This is a genomic window from Enterococcus pseudoavium NBRC 100491, from assembly GCF_001544295.1.
Lineage (GTDB): Bacteria > Bacillota > Bacilli > Lactobacillales > Enterococcaceae > Enterococcus_A > Enterococcus_A pseudoavium.
This window is the reverse complement of record NZ_BCQF01000002.1, coordinates 135019-153088: the sequence shown is the minus strand read 5'-3', so window position 1 is coordinate 153088 and position 18070 is coordinate 135019. Positions and strand designations below refer to the sequence as shown.

The 18070-nt window shown below is 40.5% G+C and carries 16 protein-coding genes; 9 read left to right on the top strand and 7 right to left on the bottom strand.

What is annotated here, in order from left to right; genetic code table 11:
• Nucleotides 1–492: 492 nt before the first annotated feature.
• From EP1_RS01825 to nifJ, 4 genes are read left to right on the top strand one after another with little or no spacing between them, the layout of a single operon-like run.
• The gene (locus tag EP1_RS01825) at nt 493–942 is read left to right on the top strand and encodes a flavodoxin (protein WP_067622470.1); all 450 of its coding nucleotides are present in this window, start codon (nt 493–495) and stop codon (nt 940–942) included.
• Nucleotides 943–971: 29 nt separating this feature from the next.
• Nucleotides 972–1808: a sulfide/dihydroorotate dehydrogenase-like FAD/NAD-binding protein gene (locus EP1_RS01820; RefSeq protein ID WP_067622466.1), complete on the top strand. Its 837-nt coding sequence runs from the start codon at nt 972–974 to the stop codon at nt 1806–1808.
• On the top strand, nt 1801–3210 hold the full coding sequence (gltA, locus tag EP1_RS01815) for an NADPH-dependent glutamate synthase (protein WP_067622462.1): 1410 nt from the start codon (nt 1801–1803) through the stop codon (nt 3208–3210). The genes EP1_RS01820 and gltA overlap by 8 nt, the downstream gene beginning before the upstream one ends.
• Nucleotides 3211–3221: 11 nt before the next feature.
• Nucleotides 3222–6761 (top strand): pyruvate:ferredoxin (flavodoxin) oxidoreductase, encoded by a 3540-nt coding sequence (gene nifJ, locus EP1_RS01810; protein ID WP_174519729.1) that lies wholly within the window; start codon nt 3222–3224, stop codon nt 6759–6761.
• Nucleotides 6762–6843: 82 nt separating this feature from the next.
• Here the strand turns inward: nifJ and rpsT are convergent, their stop codons facing one another.
• The 5 genes from rpsT to EP1_RS01785 form a co-directional block, all read right to left on the bottom strand.
• Nucleotides 6844–7098 carry a 30S ribosomal protein S20 gene (rpsT, locus tag EP1_RS01805; protein ID WP_067622454.1) on the bottom strand — a complete coding sequence of 85 codons (255 nt, stop codon included), beginning with the start codon at nt 7096–7098 and terminating at the stop codon, nt 6844–6846.
• 169 nt (nt 7099–7267) lie between these two features.
• Nucleotides 7268–9148 carry a heavy metal translocating P-type ATPase gene (locus EP1_RS01800; protein ID WP_067622450.1) on the bottom strand — a complete coding sequence of 627 codons (1881 nt, stop codon included), beginning with the start codon at nt 9146–9148 and terminating at the stop codon, nt 7268–7270.
• Between the two features lie 295 nt (nt 9149–9443).
• Nucleotides 9444–10277 carry an undecaprenyl-diphosphate phosphatase gene (locus EP1_RS01795; RefSeq protein WP_067622447.1) on the bottom strand — a complete coding sequence of 278 codons (834 nt, stop codon included), beginning with the start codon at nt 10275–10277 and terminating at the stop codon, nt 9444–9446.
• Between the two features lie 125 nt (nt 10278–10402).
• The gene (locus EP1_RS01790; RefSeq protein ID WP_067622442.1) at nt 10403–11107 is read right to left on the bottom strand and encodes a histidine phosphatase family protein; all 705 of its coding nucleotides are present in this window, start codon (nt 11105–11107) and stop codon (nt 10403–10405) included.
• Between the two features lie 23 nt (nt 11108–11130).
• Nucleotides 11131–11757, bottom strand: coding sequence for an MBL fold metallo-hydrolase (locus tag EP1_RS01785; RefSeq protein WP_067622438.1), 627 nt, complete (start codon nt 11755–11757; stop codon nt 11131–11133).
• A 270-nt stretch (nt 11758–12027) separates the two neighbouring features.
• Here EP1_RS01785 and EP1_RS01780 point away from each other — a divergent pair, with 270 nt between their 5' ends.
• Together EP1_RS01780 and EP1_RS01775 are read left to right on the top strand one after the other, a co-directional pair.
• Nucleotides 12028–12399 (top strand): phage holin family protein, encoded by a 372-nt coding sequence (locus EP1_RS01780; RefSeq protein ID WP_083507470.1) that lies wholly within the window; start codon nt 12028–12030, stop codon nt 12397–12399.
• Nucleotides 12400–12486: 87 nt separating this feature from the next.
• Nucleotides 12487–14838, top strand: coding sequence for a helicase C-terminal domain-containing protein (locus EP1_RS01775; RefSeq protein ID WP_067622434.1), 2352 nt, complete (start codon nt 12487–12489; stop codon nt 14836–14838).
• A gap of 144 nt (nt 14839–14982) precedes the next feature.
• Here EP1_RS01775 and EP1_RS01770 read toward each other — a convergent pair whose 3' ends face one another.
• A complete protein-coding gene (locus EP1_RS01770; RefSeq protein ID WP_067622431.1) occupies nt 14983–15474 on the bottom strand; it encodes a YajQ family cyclic di-GMP-binding protein in 492 nt (163 codons plus the stop codon).
• Nucleotides 15475–15679: 205 nt separating this feature from the next.
• Between EP1_RS01770 and EP1_RS01765 the strand changes: the two genes are divergently transcribed.
• The 3 genes from EP1_RS01765 to EP1_RS01755 all read left to right on the top strand — a co-directional run bounded on the left by EP1_RS01765 (nt 15680) and on the right by EP1_RS01755 (nt 17294).
• On the top strand, nt 15680–16579 hold the full coding sequence (locus tag EP1_RS01765) for a YitT family protein (protein WP_067622427.1): 900 nt from the start codon (nt 15680–15682) through the stop codon (nt 16577–16579).
• Between the two features lie 96 nt (nt 16580–16675).
• On the top strand, nt 16676–17017 hold the full coding sequence (locus EP1_RS01760) for a metal-sulfur cluster assembly factor (protein ID WP_067622424.1): 342 nt from the start codon (nt 16676–16678) through the stop codon (nt 17015–17017).
• Between the two features lie 43 nt (nt 17018–17060).
• The gene (locus tag EP1_RS01755) at nt 17061–17294 is read left to right on the top strand and encodes a hypothetical protein (protein WP_067622421.1); all 234 of its coding nucleotides are present in this window, start codon (nt 17061–17063) and stop codon (nt 17292–17294) included.
• 143 nt (nt 17295–17437) lie between these two features.
• Here EP1_RS01755 and EP1_RS01750 read toward each other — a convergent pair whose 3' ends face one another.
• Nucleotides 17438–18004, bottom strand: a complete 567-nt coding sequence (locus tag EP1_RS01750; RefSeq protein ID WP_067622417.1) for a hypothetical protein — start codon at nt 18002–18004, stop codon at nt 17438–17440.
• Between the last annotated feature and the right edge of the window lie 66 nt (nt 18005–18070).

Sequence of the window (18070 nt, the reverse complement as noted above, 5' to 3'; positions counted from 1 at the left end):
AATAAAAGCCTCGAGTTTGTGTCACTACTCAAGTTCATTATAAGTGCTCCTTCGTTTTCAAGACAGCGTTAGAGGTTCGGCAAAATTTGCCGAACCTCTTATGTTTTATATGAAAAAACCATGAGAATGAAAGCTGTGACGCGTAGCTAAAATAATTTTTTACTAGTAATGGCTATTGAAATTATTTTTAATGGTACCGTTAACAAACTTTATATAACAAAGATGATAAAATCAAACAAATCTTCATCTGCCGATAAAAATAAAGATTTTTTTTCTTAGCTATGTTTAATAATCACTGATTATAAGGTATGATAATAGCAAGGTGGCAACTACCTAAAGTGGATTTTTGAATAGAAAATGTTGCTAAGTCCGAAAGCTTTTAGACTGATAGGTAATGATTAAATGGTTCTTTATTTGTCTACGATAAAAGTCAGCTAATACTGACTTTATATAAGCACTACTAAGAAACTTATTCAAGAGAGGATGACAGAAATGACATTAGCAAAAATCGTTTATGCCAGCAACACAGGGAACACTGAAGGGATCTCAGAAATTTTAGAGGATGCATTTACAGCGTTAGACATTGAAGTTGAACGCGTCGAAGCAGATGATGCCGAGGCTGATTTTTATGAAGATGCAGATATTTGTGTTCTTGCTACTTATACTGATGGAGACGGTGAACTGCCTTTTGATTTAGAAGATTTGCATGAAGAATTACCTGATGAAGATTTATCAGGCAAAGTCTATGGTGTAGTCGGCAGTGGAGACAGCGAATTATATCCAGATTATTTCTGTCAGGCAGCGATTACCTTTGATGACGCTTTTGCCAAGACGGGTGCCAAAAAGGCCGCAGATACAGTGAAGATTGAAAACGAAGCAGATGATGATGATGAAGAAATCTTGAAAACATTTGTGAAAAGTTTAGTAGAAGCAGCGGAGTAAGGATCAGACGGGAAGAATGGAGTGAGAATTTGTTTAAAGTATTAGAACGCAAGGAGCTCGCACCGACAGAATATGAAATTTTAGTCGATGCACCGCGAATTGCCAGTAAAGCTCAACCCGGTCAGTTTGTGATCTTGCGAATCGACGAACAAGGAGAACGGATTCCTCTAACAATCGTCGACACAGACAAAGAAGCGGGCTGGGTTCGCTTAATCTTTCAAGTGATTGGTAAATCGACTGCTCAGCTGGCAACTGTCATGGCTGGTGAAGCTTTGTCAGATATTGTTGGTCCGCTTGGGAAAGCTACCGATATCGAAAATTATGGAACGGTTCTCTTAGTCGGCGGGGGCGTGGGAATCGCAGCGCTATTTCCAATTGTCAAAGGTTTGAAAGAAGCCGGGAATCGTGTGATCACCGTTTTAGGGGCTAAAACTGCGGATTTGTTAATTTTGCAGGAAGAATGTGGGAAATATTCCGATGAGCTAATTTTAATGACAGATGATGGGTCAATAGGGCAAAAAGGTGTCGTTACACAGGCAATGGAAGAAGTCTTTCAGCGAGAAAACATTGCGATGGCTTGGGCGATTGGTCCAAGTATCATGATGAAATTCTGTACGATTACCGCCCAAAAATATAATGTGCCCATTTATGTGTCCTTGAATCCGATTATGATTGATGGCACCGGAATGTGTGGTGGTTGCCGCGTAACGGTAGCAGATTCAATCAAATTTGCTTGTGTCGATGGACCAGAATTTTTGGGTGAAGAAGTCGATTGGGGTGAATTTGTTAATCGGATGCAACAGTATCGACCGGAAGAATTATTGGCCAACGAGAGATATGAAAAGCAGGTGAGCGCAAATGGCTAAACGCAGTTATACGAAAACACCGATGAAAGAACAAGCACCTGAGATTCGTAACAAGAATTTTGATGAGGTGGCTTTAGGGTATACGTTAGAAGAAGGACGGCTTGAGGCCAGCCGCTGCTTGCAATGTAAAAACGCTCCTTGTATTACAGGTTGTCCGGTAATGATCGACATTCCAGGTTTTATCAAGGCGATTGAAGAAGAAAATATGTCATTAGCGTATGAGATTCTAGGGCGCTATACAAATTTACCAGCGATTTGCGGCCGTGTCTGTCCACAAGAAAAACAATGTGAGATGGTCTGTCGTTTGGGACGTTCGAAGAAATTTGAACCGGTAGCGATCGGCAAACTGGAACGTCTAGTTGCTGATTGGGCTTTGCAACAGCCACTTGAATACAAAGAAAACAAGGGTGATAAGGGCCGAGTGGCAGTAATTGGCTCGGGGCCTTCAGGACTGACTACTGCTGGCGATCTAGCGAAATTAGGTTATGATGTGACGATCTATGAAGCATTGCACTCTCCTGGTGGGGTACTGACTTATGGTATTCCTGAGTTTCGTCTGCCAAAACGAGTCGTTAAACAAGAGATTGAAGGGATTGTGGCTCAAGGTGTCAAGATCGAAACAAATGTAGTGGTCGGTAAAACAATTACAATGGACGAAATCTTGAATGATTTTGATGCCTGCTACCTCTCTGTTGGTGCGGGCGCACCAAGATTCCAAGGAATCAAAGGAACTTCTTTAAACGGAGTTTATTCATCCAGTGAATACTTGACGCGGGTCAATCTGATGCACGGCTATCAATTCCCCGAATATGACACTCCTGTCCAAAAATCGAAGAACGTAGTCGTGATTGGTGGCGGGAATGTGGCGATGGATGCGGCTCGTTCAGCGAAGCGCTTAGGGGCTGAAAAAGTCTCAATCGTTTATCGCCGTTCATTGGAAGAGCTACCAGCTCGTGAGGAAGAATACCATCATTCCGTGGAAGAGGGGATTGAGTACTATTGGTTGACTAATCCAGTTGAGTATATCGATGATGGATCAGGCCGTCTATCCGCGGTCAAATGTGTGCAAATGGAGTTAGGCGAACCGGATGAGTCAGGTCGGCGCCGACCAATCGTCATTCCAGGCAGTGAGTTTATTATCGAAGCAGATACTGCGATTGAAGCAATTGGACAAGGAGCCAATAAAGTCTTATTAGATACTTTCCCTGAATTAGCTTTGAACAAATGGGGCTATATTGATGCGGATGAAGAAACCTGTGTGACATCCATTCCGGGTGTTTTTGCCGGTGGTGATATTGTAACTGGTGCAGCGACTGTTATCTTAGCCATGGGAGCAGGAAAAGTTGCCGCACATGAAATTGATCAATACATTCAAAAGACGAAGCAGGAGCAGTTGGTTTAAGTGAGGTGCAAATGATGAAAACTATGAAAACAATGGATGGAAATACCGCAGCAGCGCATATATCCTACGCGTTCACAGAAGTTGCCGGCATCTATCCAATCACCCCCAGTTCAACCATGGCAGAAGTGGTTGACGAGTGGGCGGAACAAGGCCGAAAAAATATTTTTGACGAGCAAGTCAAAGTAGTGGAGATGCAATCAGAAGCAGGGGCTGCTGGAACCGTTCATGGTTCATTGAAGACCGGGGTGTTAACAACCACCTACACAGCTTCACAAGGTCTATTGCTAATGATACCTAATATGTTCAAAATTGCGGGTGAATTGCTACCCACCGTTTTTCACGTAGCTGCGCGGGCGGTATCTACGAATGCATTAAGTATCTTTGGTGATCACAGTGATGTCATGGCTGCCCGTCAAACCGGTTTTTGTATGTTGGCTGAGGGCGGCGTACAAGAGGTCATGGATCTGTCAGCAGTTGCCCACTTAGCCAGTATCGAAGGCAAACTACCTTTCATGAATTTCTTTGATGGCTTTAGAACCAGTCATGAGCTACAAAAGATCGAAGTGATTGATTATGAAGATTTAAAGGCGATGATGAATTGGGAAGCATTGGCTGAATTTAGGGAACGAGGAATGAATCCTAATCGGCCGAATGTTTCTGGGACAGCCCAGAATCCAGATATTCATTTCCAACAAAGAGAAACGGTCAATCGTTATTATGACGAAATGCCAGCCATCGTCCAAAAATACATGAATAAAATTAATGAGCTTCGGGGAACCAACTATGATTTAACCAATTATTACGGTGATCCAGAGGCAACTGAGGTTATTATTGCGATGGGTTCGGCATCCCCAACGATTCAGCAAACCGTTGATTATTTAAACCAGCAGGGGCGTAAGGTAGGTTTTATTGATATGCACCTATACCGCCCTTTCCCAGCTGAAAACTTGCTGGAAAAATTACCGACAACCGTTGAAAAAGTCGCTGTCTTGGACCGGACTAAAGAACCTGGATCAGACGGTGAACCATTATTACTAGATGTTCAAAGCGTGCTTTATCGTCATACCAACCGTCCAATCGTGATCGGCGGCCGTTACGGAATCGCTTCTAAAGATGTGACGCCAGATCAAATCGTGGCTGTTTTTGATCATTTATTATTACCAGTTGCTGATATGAAGCAGCGCTTTACTGTTGGGATCAATGACGATGTGACAAATCTTTCCTTACCAATGGGCAAAGTCTTAGATTTGACGCCTAAAACAACCTTCCAAGCAAAATTCTGGGGGTTGGGTTCAGATGGAACAGTTGGAGCAAATAAGCAAGCAATCAAGATAATCGGAAATAATACTGATTATTATGCTCAAGCTTACTTTTCTTACGATTCAAAAAAATCGGGTGGGCTAACGAATTCCCACCTACGTTTTGGGAAAGAAGCGATTCTTTCGACTTATAATGTAGAGGCAGCTGATTTTGTTGGTTGTCACAACAGCTCTTATATTCATCAATATGATCTATTGAAGGGCTTGAAAGATGGCGGAACCTTCTTATTGAACACCGTTTGGGATGAAGCGAAAGTTAAGCAGTTATTGCCAAATCGCCTGAAACGCTATTTAGCAGAACACCATATTAATTTTTATATTATTAATGCAATGGAGATTGCTCAAAAAACTGGTTTAGGTGGGCGGATCAATCAAGTCATGTCAACGGCTTTTTTCGAGTTGACTGATATCATGGACCACGAGACTTATTTACCGCTGCTAAAAGCTGAAGTTGATGCTGCTTACGGGAAAAAATCTCGGGCAATCGTTGAAAGAAATTGGCAGGCGATCGATGCTACTGTTGCTGAGCTACAAAAAATTGAAGTACCAGCAGAATGGGCAACACTTGAAGTCAAAACTGCAACGATGGAAAATGAGCGCAATAAACCAGCGTATGTTCGTAATATTTTGGAACCAATCAATCGCCAAAAAGGCAACCAGCTTTCAGTTAATGATTTGATTGAAAACGGTATGCTTGGAGGTGTAATGCCTTCTGGAACCGCAGCTTATGAGAAGCGCGGAATTGCTTTAGAGGTGCCTGAGTGGATCCCAGAAGCGTGTACGATGTGTAATGAGTGTGCCTTTGTTTGTCCGCATGCAGCTATTCGGCCATTTCTTGCGGATGAAGCAGAGCTTGAGGAAGCACCAGCCGGGTTTATCACTCGAGATATGCGGGGCAAGGACGGACTCAAGTATCGAATTCAGGTTTCACTGGAAGACTGCACTGGCTGCGGCTTGTGTGTCGAAGCTTGTCCAGCTAAAGAAAAAGCATTGGGGATGAGGTCTTATGAAGAACAAAAGGATCAAGCGATTAACTGGGCTTTTGCGATGACTTTGAAACAAAAAGCTAATCCAGCGAAGAAATTCTCAGTAAAGGGCTCACAATTTGAACAACCATTGTTAGAATTCTCAGGTGCTTGTGCCGGCTGTGGTGAAACACCTTACGTGAAACTCTTAACCCAGCTTTTTGGGGATCGTATGATGATTGCTAATACAACGGGCTGTTCTTCAATCTGGGGCGGTTCTTCTCCAGCCACGCCGTACACCCTCAATCAAGATGGGCGGGGTCCAGCTTGGAGTAACTCACTCTTTGAAGACAATGCTGAATATGGCTTGGGTATGCACACTGCCAACCAAATGAAACGGGAACGTGTTGCGAAAAAAATCATTTCTGTGCTAGAAGAAGGAATTGGCTCGGAGGACACTAAAGCCCAATTACAAGACTGGTTGAACCACATGACCGAAGGAGAAGGCAGTCAACAACGCGCCGCTAAACTAGCCGCGACGCTAGCTACGGAAACAGCTGATGAATTCCGAGCCCTCTTAGCCGATCGGGAAATGTTTGCTAAACCGAGTCAATGGATTATCGGTGGTGATGGCTGGGCCTACGATATCGGCTTTAGCGGGATCGACCATGTTCTGGCTTCTGGTGAAGATGTCAACATTTTAGTGATGGACAATGAACTCTATGCCAACACTGGCGGACAGATGTCTAAAGCGACACCAACTGCGGCGATTGCCAAATTTGCGGCTGGTGGAAAGAAGACGAAGAAAAAGGATCTAGGTATGATTGCCATGACTTATCGGGATGTTTATGTAGCGCAAATTTCGATTGAAGCCAATCCTGCTCAAGCCTTGAAAGCTATTCAAGAAGCGGAAGCTTACCCGGGACCATCTTTAGTAATTGGCTATACACCTTGTATCAATCACGGTATTCGTGGTGGTATGAGTCAATCTATCGAGGAAGCGAAAGAAGCAGTTGAATCAGGCTACTGGCAACTGTATCGCTTTGATCCACAGCGGGCTGAAAAAGGCAAAGATCCAATGCGAATCGATTTCAAAAAAGCGGACTTTAGTAAAATGAATCAGTTCCTTGAAGGGCAAACACGTTTTTCTGCTTTGCATAACATTAAGGACGATGATGCGCTAGTAGAGGAAATGTTGAATCAAACCGTTGAGGACATGGAAGAACGTTCAAACAGTTACGTTGAACTAATGAATGCAAAAAAATAATTGATAAAAGTTTAGCCCCCTGAAAAAGTAATTTCAGGGGGCTAGGCTAAAATAAAAAAACCGATCAATTGATCGGTTTTTATTATTTCGCTAATTTTTTAGCAAGACGTGCTTTATCACGATTTGCTTTGTTTTTGTGAATCAAACCTTTTGTTTCAGCCATATCGATTGCTTTAGCAGCTTCTTTATAAAGGTCGTTCATATTTTCAGCGCCAGCGGCAGCAGCTTCTTCGAATTTCTTAACAGTAGTACGCATTGCGCTCATTTGTGATGAGTTTTTAGCGTTAGCAGCTTCGCTAGTGCGGACACGTTTGATTGCAGATTCAATGTTTGGCATGGATTTCACCTCCGAATTCAGTCTTATACGGTTATGACCGTACAATTCAACATTACTTATTATACATAAAGGAGCTTTTCAATGCAATAAAATCGTGACAAGTTTTTTTCCTTAACAGAAAATAAAGGAAAAACACAGAGTTTACTTTGTTAAAAAGCAGCACTATTTTTTAGTGAACGGCTTTGTAAAGGGGACAAGCGGTGCAATTTGTCTCTTTCAACTCAAACTCTTTTAAGGGTAAAAGCATTCGTAAGCCGTTTAAAATGACTAAAATGGTACTTCCTTCATGACCGACAACCCCAAGAGGTAAGGTTAGAAATTGTAAAAAATTACTAGCAATCAATAAAAGAATCACAGCCAATGAGAAGACGATATTTTGACGAATAATCCGTTTCATTTTTTTAGCTAGGCGATGACTGTACATTAATTTGGTCAGATCATTTTTCATTAGTACCATATCAGAGACTTCCATGGCTACATCAGTCCCTTCCCCCATAGCAACCCCGATACTGGCAGTAGCTAGAGCAGGAGCATCATTGATGCCATCACCAACCATCGCGTTGACTGAATACATTTCTTGCTGAGCCTTTATTAAGTTAGTCTTGTCTGCCGGCAAGCATTCACCATGAAAATCATCTAAGTCGAGCTGTTGTGCGACATATCGAGCGGCACCTGAATTATCACCAGTCAGCATCACAGTAGCGATTTCCTGCTGTTGAAAATAGCCGATGACTTCTTTTGTATGGGCTTTTGGTAAGTCCATTAAGGCTAATAAAGCAGTGATCTCATTATTTCGACTGAGAACCACAACGGTTTTTCCTTCTTCGCGCCATTGATCAATCAACGGGTGTTGTTGATTTTTCCTGGGTTTTCCTAAATGCCAGGTCTGGTTGTGATAGTTTGCTTCTAAGCCAAAACCAGCTTTTTCTTCCACTTGCAGTGGTAAATTTTCTTCTTCTTTAAAAAAATTTGTGATCGCTACTGCCAGTGGATGAGTCGAGTGGCGTTCCATGGAATAAAATAGTTGAGGAACCACAGGATCATCAGAAAGCGGTTTATAATTCGTTACGCGAGGTTTTCCTTGTGTTAATGTACCCGTCTTATCAAAAGAGATTGCTTGCAGATCAGCTAGCTTCTCTAATGTTTTTCCGGACTTAAACAGAATTCCTTTTTTTGCACCGTTGGAAATAGCAGCTAAGGTTGCGGGAGTGGCTGAGGCAACTAAAGCACAAGGAGAAGCAACAACTAATAAAACCATGCCGCGATAAAAACTCTCAGTAAAACTCCAGTTCAATAAAAAATGAGTGAAAATAATCATTAAAGGCACCGCTAGCAAAACTATTTTTACATAAACATTCTCAATTTTTTCAATAAAAGTCGCCGTTGCACTTTTTTCATTTTGGGCATTTTCAACTAATCGTAAAATTTGTGCAAATAGAGTATCCGTACTAACTTTGGTTACCTCTAAAGTAAAAGGCTGACCCAAATTGATCGTCCCACCGAATACGTCATCATTAATCTTTTTTTCAACAGGGATGGCCTCGCCGGAAATAGCAGATTCATCAATAGAGGAAGTCCCTAACATCCGACCATCGATCGGTATAGCATTACCTTTAGGCACAAATACCAAATCACCTAATTCTAATTCTTCAACGGGGACAGTTACATGTTGGTCAGCACTAATTTTTATTGCCTCGTTGGGAGCGACATTCATCAATGCCGTAATTTCTTTCGTGCTTTTATTCGTAGCATATTCTTCCAAAGCCCCGCTTAGACAAAAGATAAAGGTCAGCATCGCACCTTCGAACCAGTTACCGATTAAACAAGCACCAATGGCTGCTAAAGCCATCAGTAAATCCACATTTAATGTCCGCTCGTGGATTAATTCGCTAATTCCTTCATACGTTTGTTTCCAGCCACCACTAATGATTGCGATTAGGAAGAAGAGCGGGAAAAACGGTTGGGAGAGAGCCATTGAAATTCTTCCGACAATTAAAAATACTAAACAGAAAAGGGTAGAGAGAAAAGCTTCACGTTCTTTTTTACTCATCACTTTTCCTCCTTTCTTAATTTACCTAAATTAGACTAAAATAAAGGAGCGGTGGATTTGAACACTCACTAAATAGTAGTCCTTTCATTATCATAGTATCACAGTTGTTGATGTAATTGATAATAAAATAAGTTAATTGAGAATGAAAGTGGTTATCAACTGGAATTGAGAATGACTATCAATATTATATAGATTGATAGAAGGAGGTTTTTTGTGGAAAAAGTAGTGGCTGAGGGTCTCGCGGTTACTTTATAATTATTATCAACAATAAAAAAGACCTGCATAAATGCAGATCTTACATGGCTATTAGCCAATAGCCAATCAAAATGATCCCTAAGACAATTCGATACCAACCAAAAACAGTGAAATCGTTACGTTTGATGTAATCTAGTAAGAATTTAATGGCGATAATCGATACGACAAAGGCCGTAACCATTCCGACTAAAAGAACAACAATTTCAGAAGCACCAAAAGTATTTCCATGCATTAAAAATTTAACAATTTTCAATCCGCTAGCGCCAAACATTACGGGGATTCCTAGAAAGAAAGAAAATTCAGTTGCGACATAGCGGGAACTTCCAATCAAAATGGCACCTAAGATCGTTGCACCGGAGCGAGAAGTTCCAGGAATTAATGAAAGCAGTTGGAAGCCACCGACGATTAAAGCAGCTTGATAAGTAAAATCATTTAAATTAGTACATTTTGGTGTTTTATGTTTATTTTGTTTTTCCACCACGATGAAGGCGATCCCGTAAACAATCAACATAATCGCAACAGGTAAAAACTTGTGGAAATGAGCGTCTAGAAAATCGTCAGCTGGAATACCGATGATGGCTGCCGGCAAACAGGCGATGATGACTTTTGACCAAAGCGTCCAAGTCTCCTTTTTTTCTATATTGTTTTTACTAGGGGCGAAGGGGTTCAATTTATTGAAAAATAAAACCACCACGGCTAAAATCGCTCCTAGCTGAATCACAACATTAAACATTTCAATAAAAGCAGGGCTCATGTTCAATTTGATAAATTCATCAGCTAAAATCAAATGCCCAGTAGAAGAAATCGGTAGCCACTCTGTAATTCCTTCGACAATTCCGAGAATAATAGCTTTAAAAATATTCGCAATAAGCATATTGTACGTCCTTTCAAATTAATAACATAAAATAGTATACCGTTTCCTAAATGAAAAGACCATTGAAAAATAAGTAAGCTTTTTTTAAGAAAAAAAACCGCCGAAAGTTATCGACGGTTACAAATTTATGCGTTTGTTTGATCAGAAATTGTCTTTCCTCGTTCCATGTAACTAATATCATTGATTGCCCGGATTGAGAATTCACCGTTTTCATAACGAAGCCGATTGATACTGCCATTTAGCAAGTTGGCGCGCACCGGTTGTTTGGGATCGATTAAGCTCAATAAGAAGGCTATCGTTAAACCATGAGAGACGATTAGGACATTTCCACCGCCTTGTTTTTCACGATTTTGCGCGATATCTTCAAATCCATTCCACACACGATCACGTAATTGAGTATATGGTTCTGCCCAATTAGCAGTATCTGCCCCCTCTACTGCATTGGCAATTTCTTCAAAGGTAACATCAGTGGAAAACAAATCGTCTTCCGTATTAAAATTCAAGACACGCGGTAAGACGCCCCACATTTCCGCGTCATAAGCGCCTTCTAGTGAGCCAAAACACCACTCACGAATACGTGGGTCGACATGATAAGGAATTTCTTTGCCTTCAGGATGTTCGCCTAAAAGAATGCGCATCGTTTCGATGGCACGACCAGAATCACTTGAGTAAGCTTCTTCAAACTTTGTATCCTGTAATCCCAGGCCAACGTAATGAATCCCATCGCGTCCGCTTTTGGTTAGTGGTGTATCACACCAGCCTTGCACACGAGCCAAGGTATTGAACATCGTTTTCCCATGGCGCACAATATAAAGATTTGTTTCTGTCATAATTAAAACCTCCAAAAAGTAGATTAATTAAAGAACGGATTTGTATCGATCTCGTGACCAATCGTCGTTGCCTCGCCATGACCGGGATATACCGGCAATTCCCGTGGCAAAGTAAAAAGATATGTTTTGATGCTGTAAAGTAATTGTTGTAGGTCACCAGTGTAAAGATCTGTCCGGCCGATGCTGCCTTTAAATAAGGCATCACCATCGACAACGAAATCATCAAAGATAAAGCTAACACTGCCGATGGAATGACCTGGAGTAGGAACTACTTGGAAAGTCATATCAGCAATTGTATACTCTTTCATCTCGAATTCAAATTCTGCTGGTTGAACGATCAGATCAGGCATGTCATCATGACGTCCTAACCCCGAGAGATTTAAGATGGGATCGCCTAACCAGCTTTGTTCTAATGCACTGACATAAACAGGCACACCGTATTTATGTCGTAATTGTTCTACTGCACCGATATGGTCGTAATGGGTATGGGTCAAAAGAATCGCCCGTGGCGTCTTTCCAATCCGTGATATCTCTTTGATGAGTCGATCGCCTTCTGATCCTGGATCAACGATTAGTAAATAGTGTTCATTATGAATCAAATAGCAATTTTCTTGCGCGATTCCAGTAACAAAGCCTTCGATTTGAATCATTATTTTCCTCCTGAAGTAACAAAAAGTAGGTAGCCTTAAGCTGATTAATTCGCAAAATGTTTTTCGCTTAAAAAAATCGGTTGTAACACTTCCTCATTATACCTTAAAAGTAAAAAAATTGCGGCTTTCTTAAATGTTTTCACTGAAGCTACTACGCATTTTTGCTGAAATTTTCGTTAATAGATATTAAAGAAAGGAAAGGTTTGGCGACAAACCAATAATGAGAATTTGTGCGTCGAAAAAAAGGATGTAAGTAAGGAGGAAGTAAACATGACTGATTGGCTAAAAATGATTGAACAAGAACCACGCTTACTTTTCGTTTTAGCGTTGATCTCGGTTGCAATGCTCTTGGATCTACTGACGGGGGTGATTGCGGCGAAGCTGACCAAACAGATTTCATCAAAGATCGGGATTAATGGAATTTTACGAAAAATTGCTAGCATTTTATTACTGCTTTTCTTTTTGCCGGTCTCAAGCTTGATACCATTACAAGCAGGAAGTATTTTGTTGTATGCTTTTTATGTCTCATTTCTAGTGATGGAACTTCATTCAATCTTTGAAAACTACGAAAAGATGGGGATCGCAACGGAAGTTTTCCGTAATTTCATTCAACGACTGCTGGAAAAAGAGGAGGATGAATAGACTTGACGAGTTGGGGAAAATCTTCTATGGTGAAACAGCAAAATAAGTTAGAATGTATGAGCATGAAACAAAGAATGAGGTGATCCATTGGTGGTTAAAAAAGTCGCAATTCGCGAGCTAGTTGAATTTATTCTACGACGCGGAAGCATTGATGAAGGAAAGAATAGTAATCATACACCTCAAGAAGGCGCTCGGATTCATCGCCAACTGCAAAAAGAAGCCGGTCCGAACTATCAAAAAGAAGTCTGGTTGAAAAAATCCCTGGAAATTGCTGACACAGCTATTCAGATCGAAGGTCGAGCGGATGGGATTTACTTGGAAGACGAGCGCGTATATATTGATGAAATCAAAACTTCCGAAACCCCCTTTGAAGAATTAGAAGCAGGGATTATTGATCTCTATTTTTATCAAGCCATGGTTTACGCTTATATCTATAGCGAACAAGAGAGCTTAGCAGAGATCAGCACCCGTCTGACTTATTTTCAAACAATTGAAGAAAAGATTACGCGCCAAGTTCGAAGTTTTACTTTTGAAGAGCTGACCATTTTTTTCAAGGATCTAATTGAAGGCTATGAGGCTTGGCTGATTTTTCAAACTCAATGGCGAAACACCCGGAATGAGTCTCTCAAAGCTCTCGCTTTTCCTTTTGATACCTATCGTGCGGGTCAAAGAGAGTTAGCGGCAGCAGTCTATAAAACGATCCATGCCCAGCAGAAATTATTTGTTGAAGCTCCCACCGGCACAGGGAAGACGATGTCAACCCTCTTTCCGGCGTTTAAGGCGATGGGGGAGGAACTGGGGGAACGGATTTTTTATTTGACGGCTAAAACAATTACGCGGCAAGTGGCGGAAGAAACCGTGACTAAACTCACAAAAAAAGAGGCACGAATCAAAAGTGTGACGTTGACAGCGAAAGATAAAATCTGTTTTCTAACAGAACGTAACTGTACACCGGAACATTGCCCGTTTGCTAAAGGCTATTACGATCGAGTCAACGAGGGCTTATGGGACTTGCTAAATAATGCGGATCAGTACACGCGGCCAGTGATTGAAGAATATGCTAAGAAACACGAACTTTGTCCTTTTGAGTTATCCTTAGATGTCAGCCGCTTTTGTGATTTGGTAGTGGGCGATTACAATTATTTATTTGATCCGACAGTCTATTTACGACGTTTCTTTGAGGAAGAGAATAAAACCAATTTGGTTTTGGTTGACGAGGCCCATAACTTGGTCAATCGTTCAAAGGAAATGTACTCAGCCAGCATTGCTAGAGAAAACCTTGTTCAGATTGAGAAAGACTTAGATAAGTCCTTTAAAAAATTAACTAAAGCATTCCGGCGTACGGATAATGAATTTGAATTGATTCAGCAGGCATTGGATGGAAAAGCTTACCATCACCAAGCAGCAGCCCCAGAAAATTTGATCAACAGTCTTTTCAAATTACAAGAACAAATCAAAGAATGGTTAGCTGAAAATCCAGATCATCCATTGCAGCAAAAAATGCTGCCGGTTTATTTTGAGATTTTGCGTTTTACCCGGATGAGTGAGTTTTATGATGATCATTATCAAACAACGGTGGAGCATAAACGCTATGATTTGATTGTTAAGGAGTACTGTATTGACCCTTCGTGGTTTTTGGAACAAACGATGGAAAAGGTTGGTAGCAGTATTTTATTTTCTGCTAGTTTCTCTCCCTTAGAATACTATCAGGAAGTTTTAGGTGGGGGTGAGGAAAGTCTGACCTATCGTTTGCCAAGCCCTTTTCCCAATGAAAATCGCTTAGTGATGGTGGACGCGAGTATTCAAACGACCTACCAGCAAAGGACGCAAAGTATTCCTAAAATTGCGGCTTCAATTGAAGGATTAGTGAAAACTAAAACGGGGAACTATTTAGTATTCTTTCCCTCTTTTCAGTATTTGGATCAAGTCGCTGATTATTTCCATGATGTATATCCAGAATATGAAATCCAAATCCAAGGTTCAAAATTAAATGAACAGGAAAGAGAAGAATTTTTAGCGGCCTTTGTTCCGCAGCCAGAAAAAACGTTAATTGGTTTTTGTGTACTGGGAGGGATTTTCTCGGAAGGAATTGATTTAGTTGGTGAGCGTTTAATCGGTACCGTTGTTGTAGGGGTGGGGTTGCCGCAAGTCAATCACGAACAAGAACTGATTAAAGACTATTATGATGAGAAACAAAAGCAGGGGTTCAGCTATGCTTATCAATTACCAGGAATGAATAAGGTCATTCAAGCGGCAGGTCGAGTGATCCGGACGATGGAGGATCAGGGAATTATCCTATTGCTCGATCAGCGTTATTTGAATCCCCATTATCAAAATTTATTACCTGTCAACTGGGCGGATCGACAAGTTCTCTTCGGGCCAAACGCGGTGTCTCAAGCGGCTCAAACTTTTTGGCAGCTTCATGAGGCGATGGACTAGAGTGGAACTACTCACTTGGGCAAAAAATAAAAATATCGCATATAAGATATTTGTAGATTAACCCACTATTACTTTCAATAATCAAGCCTGATTTAGTTAGGTCCGTTATAAAAAGCAGCCGACATTTTTTTGTCGGCTGCTTTTTTAACGATAATTTGTAAATTGTACATCAATCGGTAACTCTAAGTCTTTTACTAGCGTAATAACTTTTTGCAAGTCGTCACGGTTCTTACCAGTAACGCGGAGCTGATCTTCTTGAATCTGTGCTTTGACTTTTAGTTTGCTGTTTTTGATCGCAGTCGTGATTTTTTTTGCACTTTCTTTATCGATTCCGTTGACTAACTCGGCTGCTTGCCGGGCATTGCCGCCTAGCGCATGTTCAGAGTCAGAAAATTGGATATTCTTTAAGGGGACGCCGCGTTTGATCAATTTACTAAACAATACATCCTTAACTTGTTCGACTTTATAATCATCTTCAGCCTTGATGACTAATTGATTTCCTTCTAGTTTGATTTCGAAAAGACTGCCCTTAAAATCAAAACGATTTTTAAGTTCCTTTAAAGCGATTTGAATCCCATTCTTGACTTCTTCTTTATTTAACTCTGAAACAATGTCAAAGCTTGCATCTTTTGCCATCGATATCCTCCTTATGGTTCGATTTAATGAACAAAATAAAAGGTCAAACTGATAAAAAAAACAACATTTTAAACCTTTTCTTCTAGTTTATCAAAAAATGCTAAGAAAGCTATAATTATTCTCCAATAAGTGATTGAAAACGATTGATTAATAATCAATGAACCTGTTACTCTATTATAGGTTTGAATTAAAGGGGGAGTAGTAGATGCGGAAGGTTATCAATTATACATCAAAGGATTTAGCCAAAAAAATATTAGTTATTCTATTTACAGGTTTGACAGGTGCAGTTGGATTGAATTATTTTTTGATCCCAGCTAATGTCTTTTCTGCGGGGATGACGGGGATTGCCCAAATCGCTGAGCATTTATTGTCAAACGCGGGGCTGTCAATTGATACTGGGATTTTGATCTTCCTGCTTAATGTCCCCGTGTTTATTTTAGGTTTTATTAAATTAGGACACTCAGCAATGATTTTAAGTTTTGCTAATGTGATCTCGATGTCCGTTTTCACGACAGTCGTTCCTGTCGGTCAAGTGACGGATAATGTATTGATGAATGCGATTACCGGTGGTGTCTTATTAGGTATCGGGGCTGGTTTATCACTAAAACTTGGTTTTACCACTGGCGGTTTAGATATTGTTTCTCTATTATTATCGAAAACAACCGGTCGTACGGTTGGAAATTATATGATGCTTTTAAATGGTGTGATCGTTGTAGTTGCCGGCTTCTTCTTCAATTGGGAAAGTGCCTTGTATACGATCATCACGATCTTTACGATGAGCACCGTGGTCGATTATGTCCACACGAGCCATCAAAAGATGACTGCGTTTATCAGCACTGGCAAAAGTACCGAGATGTGTGCCGCTTTAAGTAATGAATTGCTTCGCGGTTTAACAGTTATTCCTGCGCGCGGCGGTTTTAGTGCGAGTGAGCGAGAAGTTATTATGATCGTGTTAACCCGTTACGAATTATATACCTTGAAGCAAGTAGTCGCAGATGTTGATCCTAATTCATTCACGAATATTGTCGCCACAGATTCCGTTGTTGGCAGCTTTTTAACACAGGATGAACAAAATTTATTAAAAAAGTCGCAAACAAGTAAATAACAATTGTTAAATGAGAATGAACGACCCGTTATTCTCATTTACAAAATCTGATAGATGGAGTAAAATACTCTTGAAACTCGAAAGGGAGTGGAACAAGTGGAAGAAAAAGCACCAAAATGGACCGATGCAGAAGTAGCAGAGATTAAAGAAACTATTTTGACCGCTTTAGAGTCAGTCATTGACCCTGAACTGGGAATTGATATTGTAAATCTTGGTTTGATTTATGAAGTAGATTTTGAGCAAACTGGAAATACGGTAATCAAAATGACTCTGACAACGATGGGTTGTCCGTTGGCTGATATTCTAACTGATAACATCCAATCAGCCTTAGCTGAGATTCCTGAAGTAACGAATGTTGAAGTAAAACTAGTCTGGTATCCAGCTTGGACAACGGATAAAATGAGTCGTTATGCGCGGATTGCTCTAGGAATTCGTTAATTTAATCAGAACTCGTATCTCCCCTCGAAAAGGGGAGATTTTTTTGAGTTTCAAAAGGAGGAAAAAAAAAGATGAATATACATTAACTGATTATCAAGCGGCTCAAAAATCTCTGGGCTCAACTTTGCATAAGATTGAACAGGCACTATTTTCGCTTGAAGAAAAACAAAAAGCGGGACGGAATTTAAAAGCGCAAATTACTTTGTCAAAGGAAAGAGTCAAAGCTTTAAAACTGTCCCTTAAATTAATCGAACGAGAAATTCAACGATTATCATGAAAAAGAGGTTGCGACAAAAGTAATCAGCTTCAAGAAATAAGAAGGGGATTTCGGCTTATTTCCGAAGAAGCTATTTTTAGAATACGGTTTATTGGAAAAAAGGCGGTGTGACACTTTTTGTCACACCGCCTCTTTTTTACTATTTATAGTGTTTTAAAAAGTTCCAACATTATTTTTGTCCGCGCTTGAGTAGGCTCATTTAAAGGCGCTAATTCTTCAGCAATTTTCTCTGCTGAGGCATCTTTCAGTACAAGCAAGCGATAGAGTAAGCGGAGATCTTGCCGCCGAACTTTAGGGAAATGTTGAACTAAAACCTGGTTAAAATCAGCGTTCATTTGGTTTAAACCTAGCAGCGGATCTTTTTGGATCGTGTAATTGGTCAAATAGCGATCGAAATCTTGGAGTGCAGCGGTGGCATTTTCAGGCACAAAACCGTTGGCCCAGGCCGCAGTCATTAAAACAAAACTATCGGCTTCTGACAACTCTTGTTGAAAGGCTGTGATTGTCGCCTGTAAAACCTTTGTTTGCAAATCGGCAAAAATAGTCGGTTCGTTTTGCTTGATTCGAATAAAATAATTGGTGAAGCCATCACTGTTCAGTAAATTTAAGTCAATCGCTTTGAACCAATTATAATGATGGGAATGTAAATAAGAGTAGCTTTTACCATTTTTTGTTAATTGGATTTGTTTTAAATGATCTTTTGTTTCCATGACTAATAGCATCCTTTTTCAGTATTTTTGATTATTATACTACTTTTTCAAACAAGCCAATCCTTT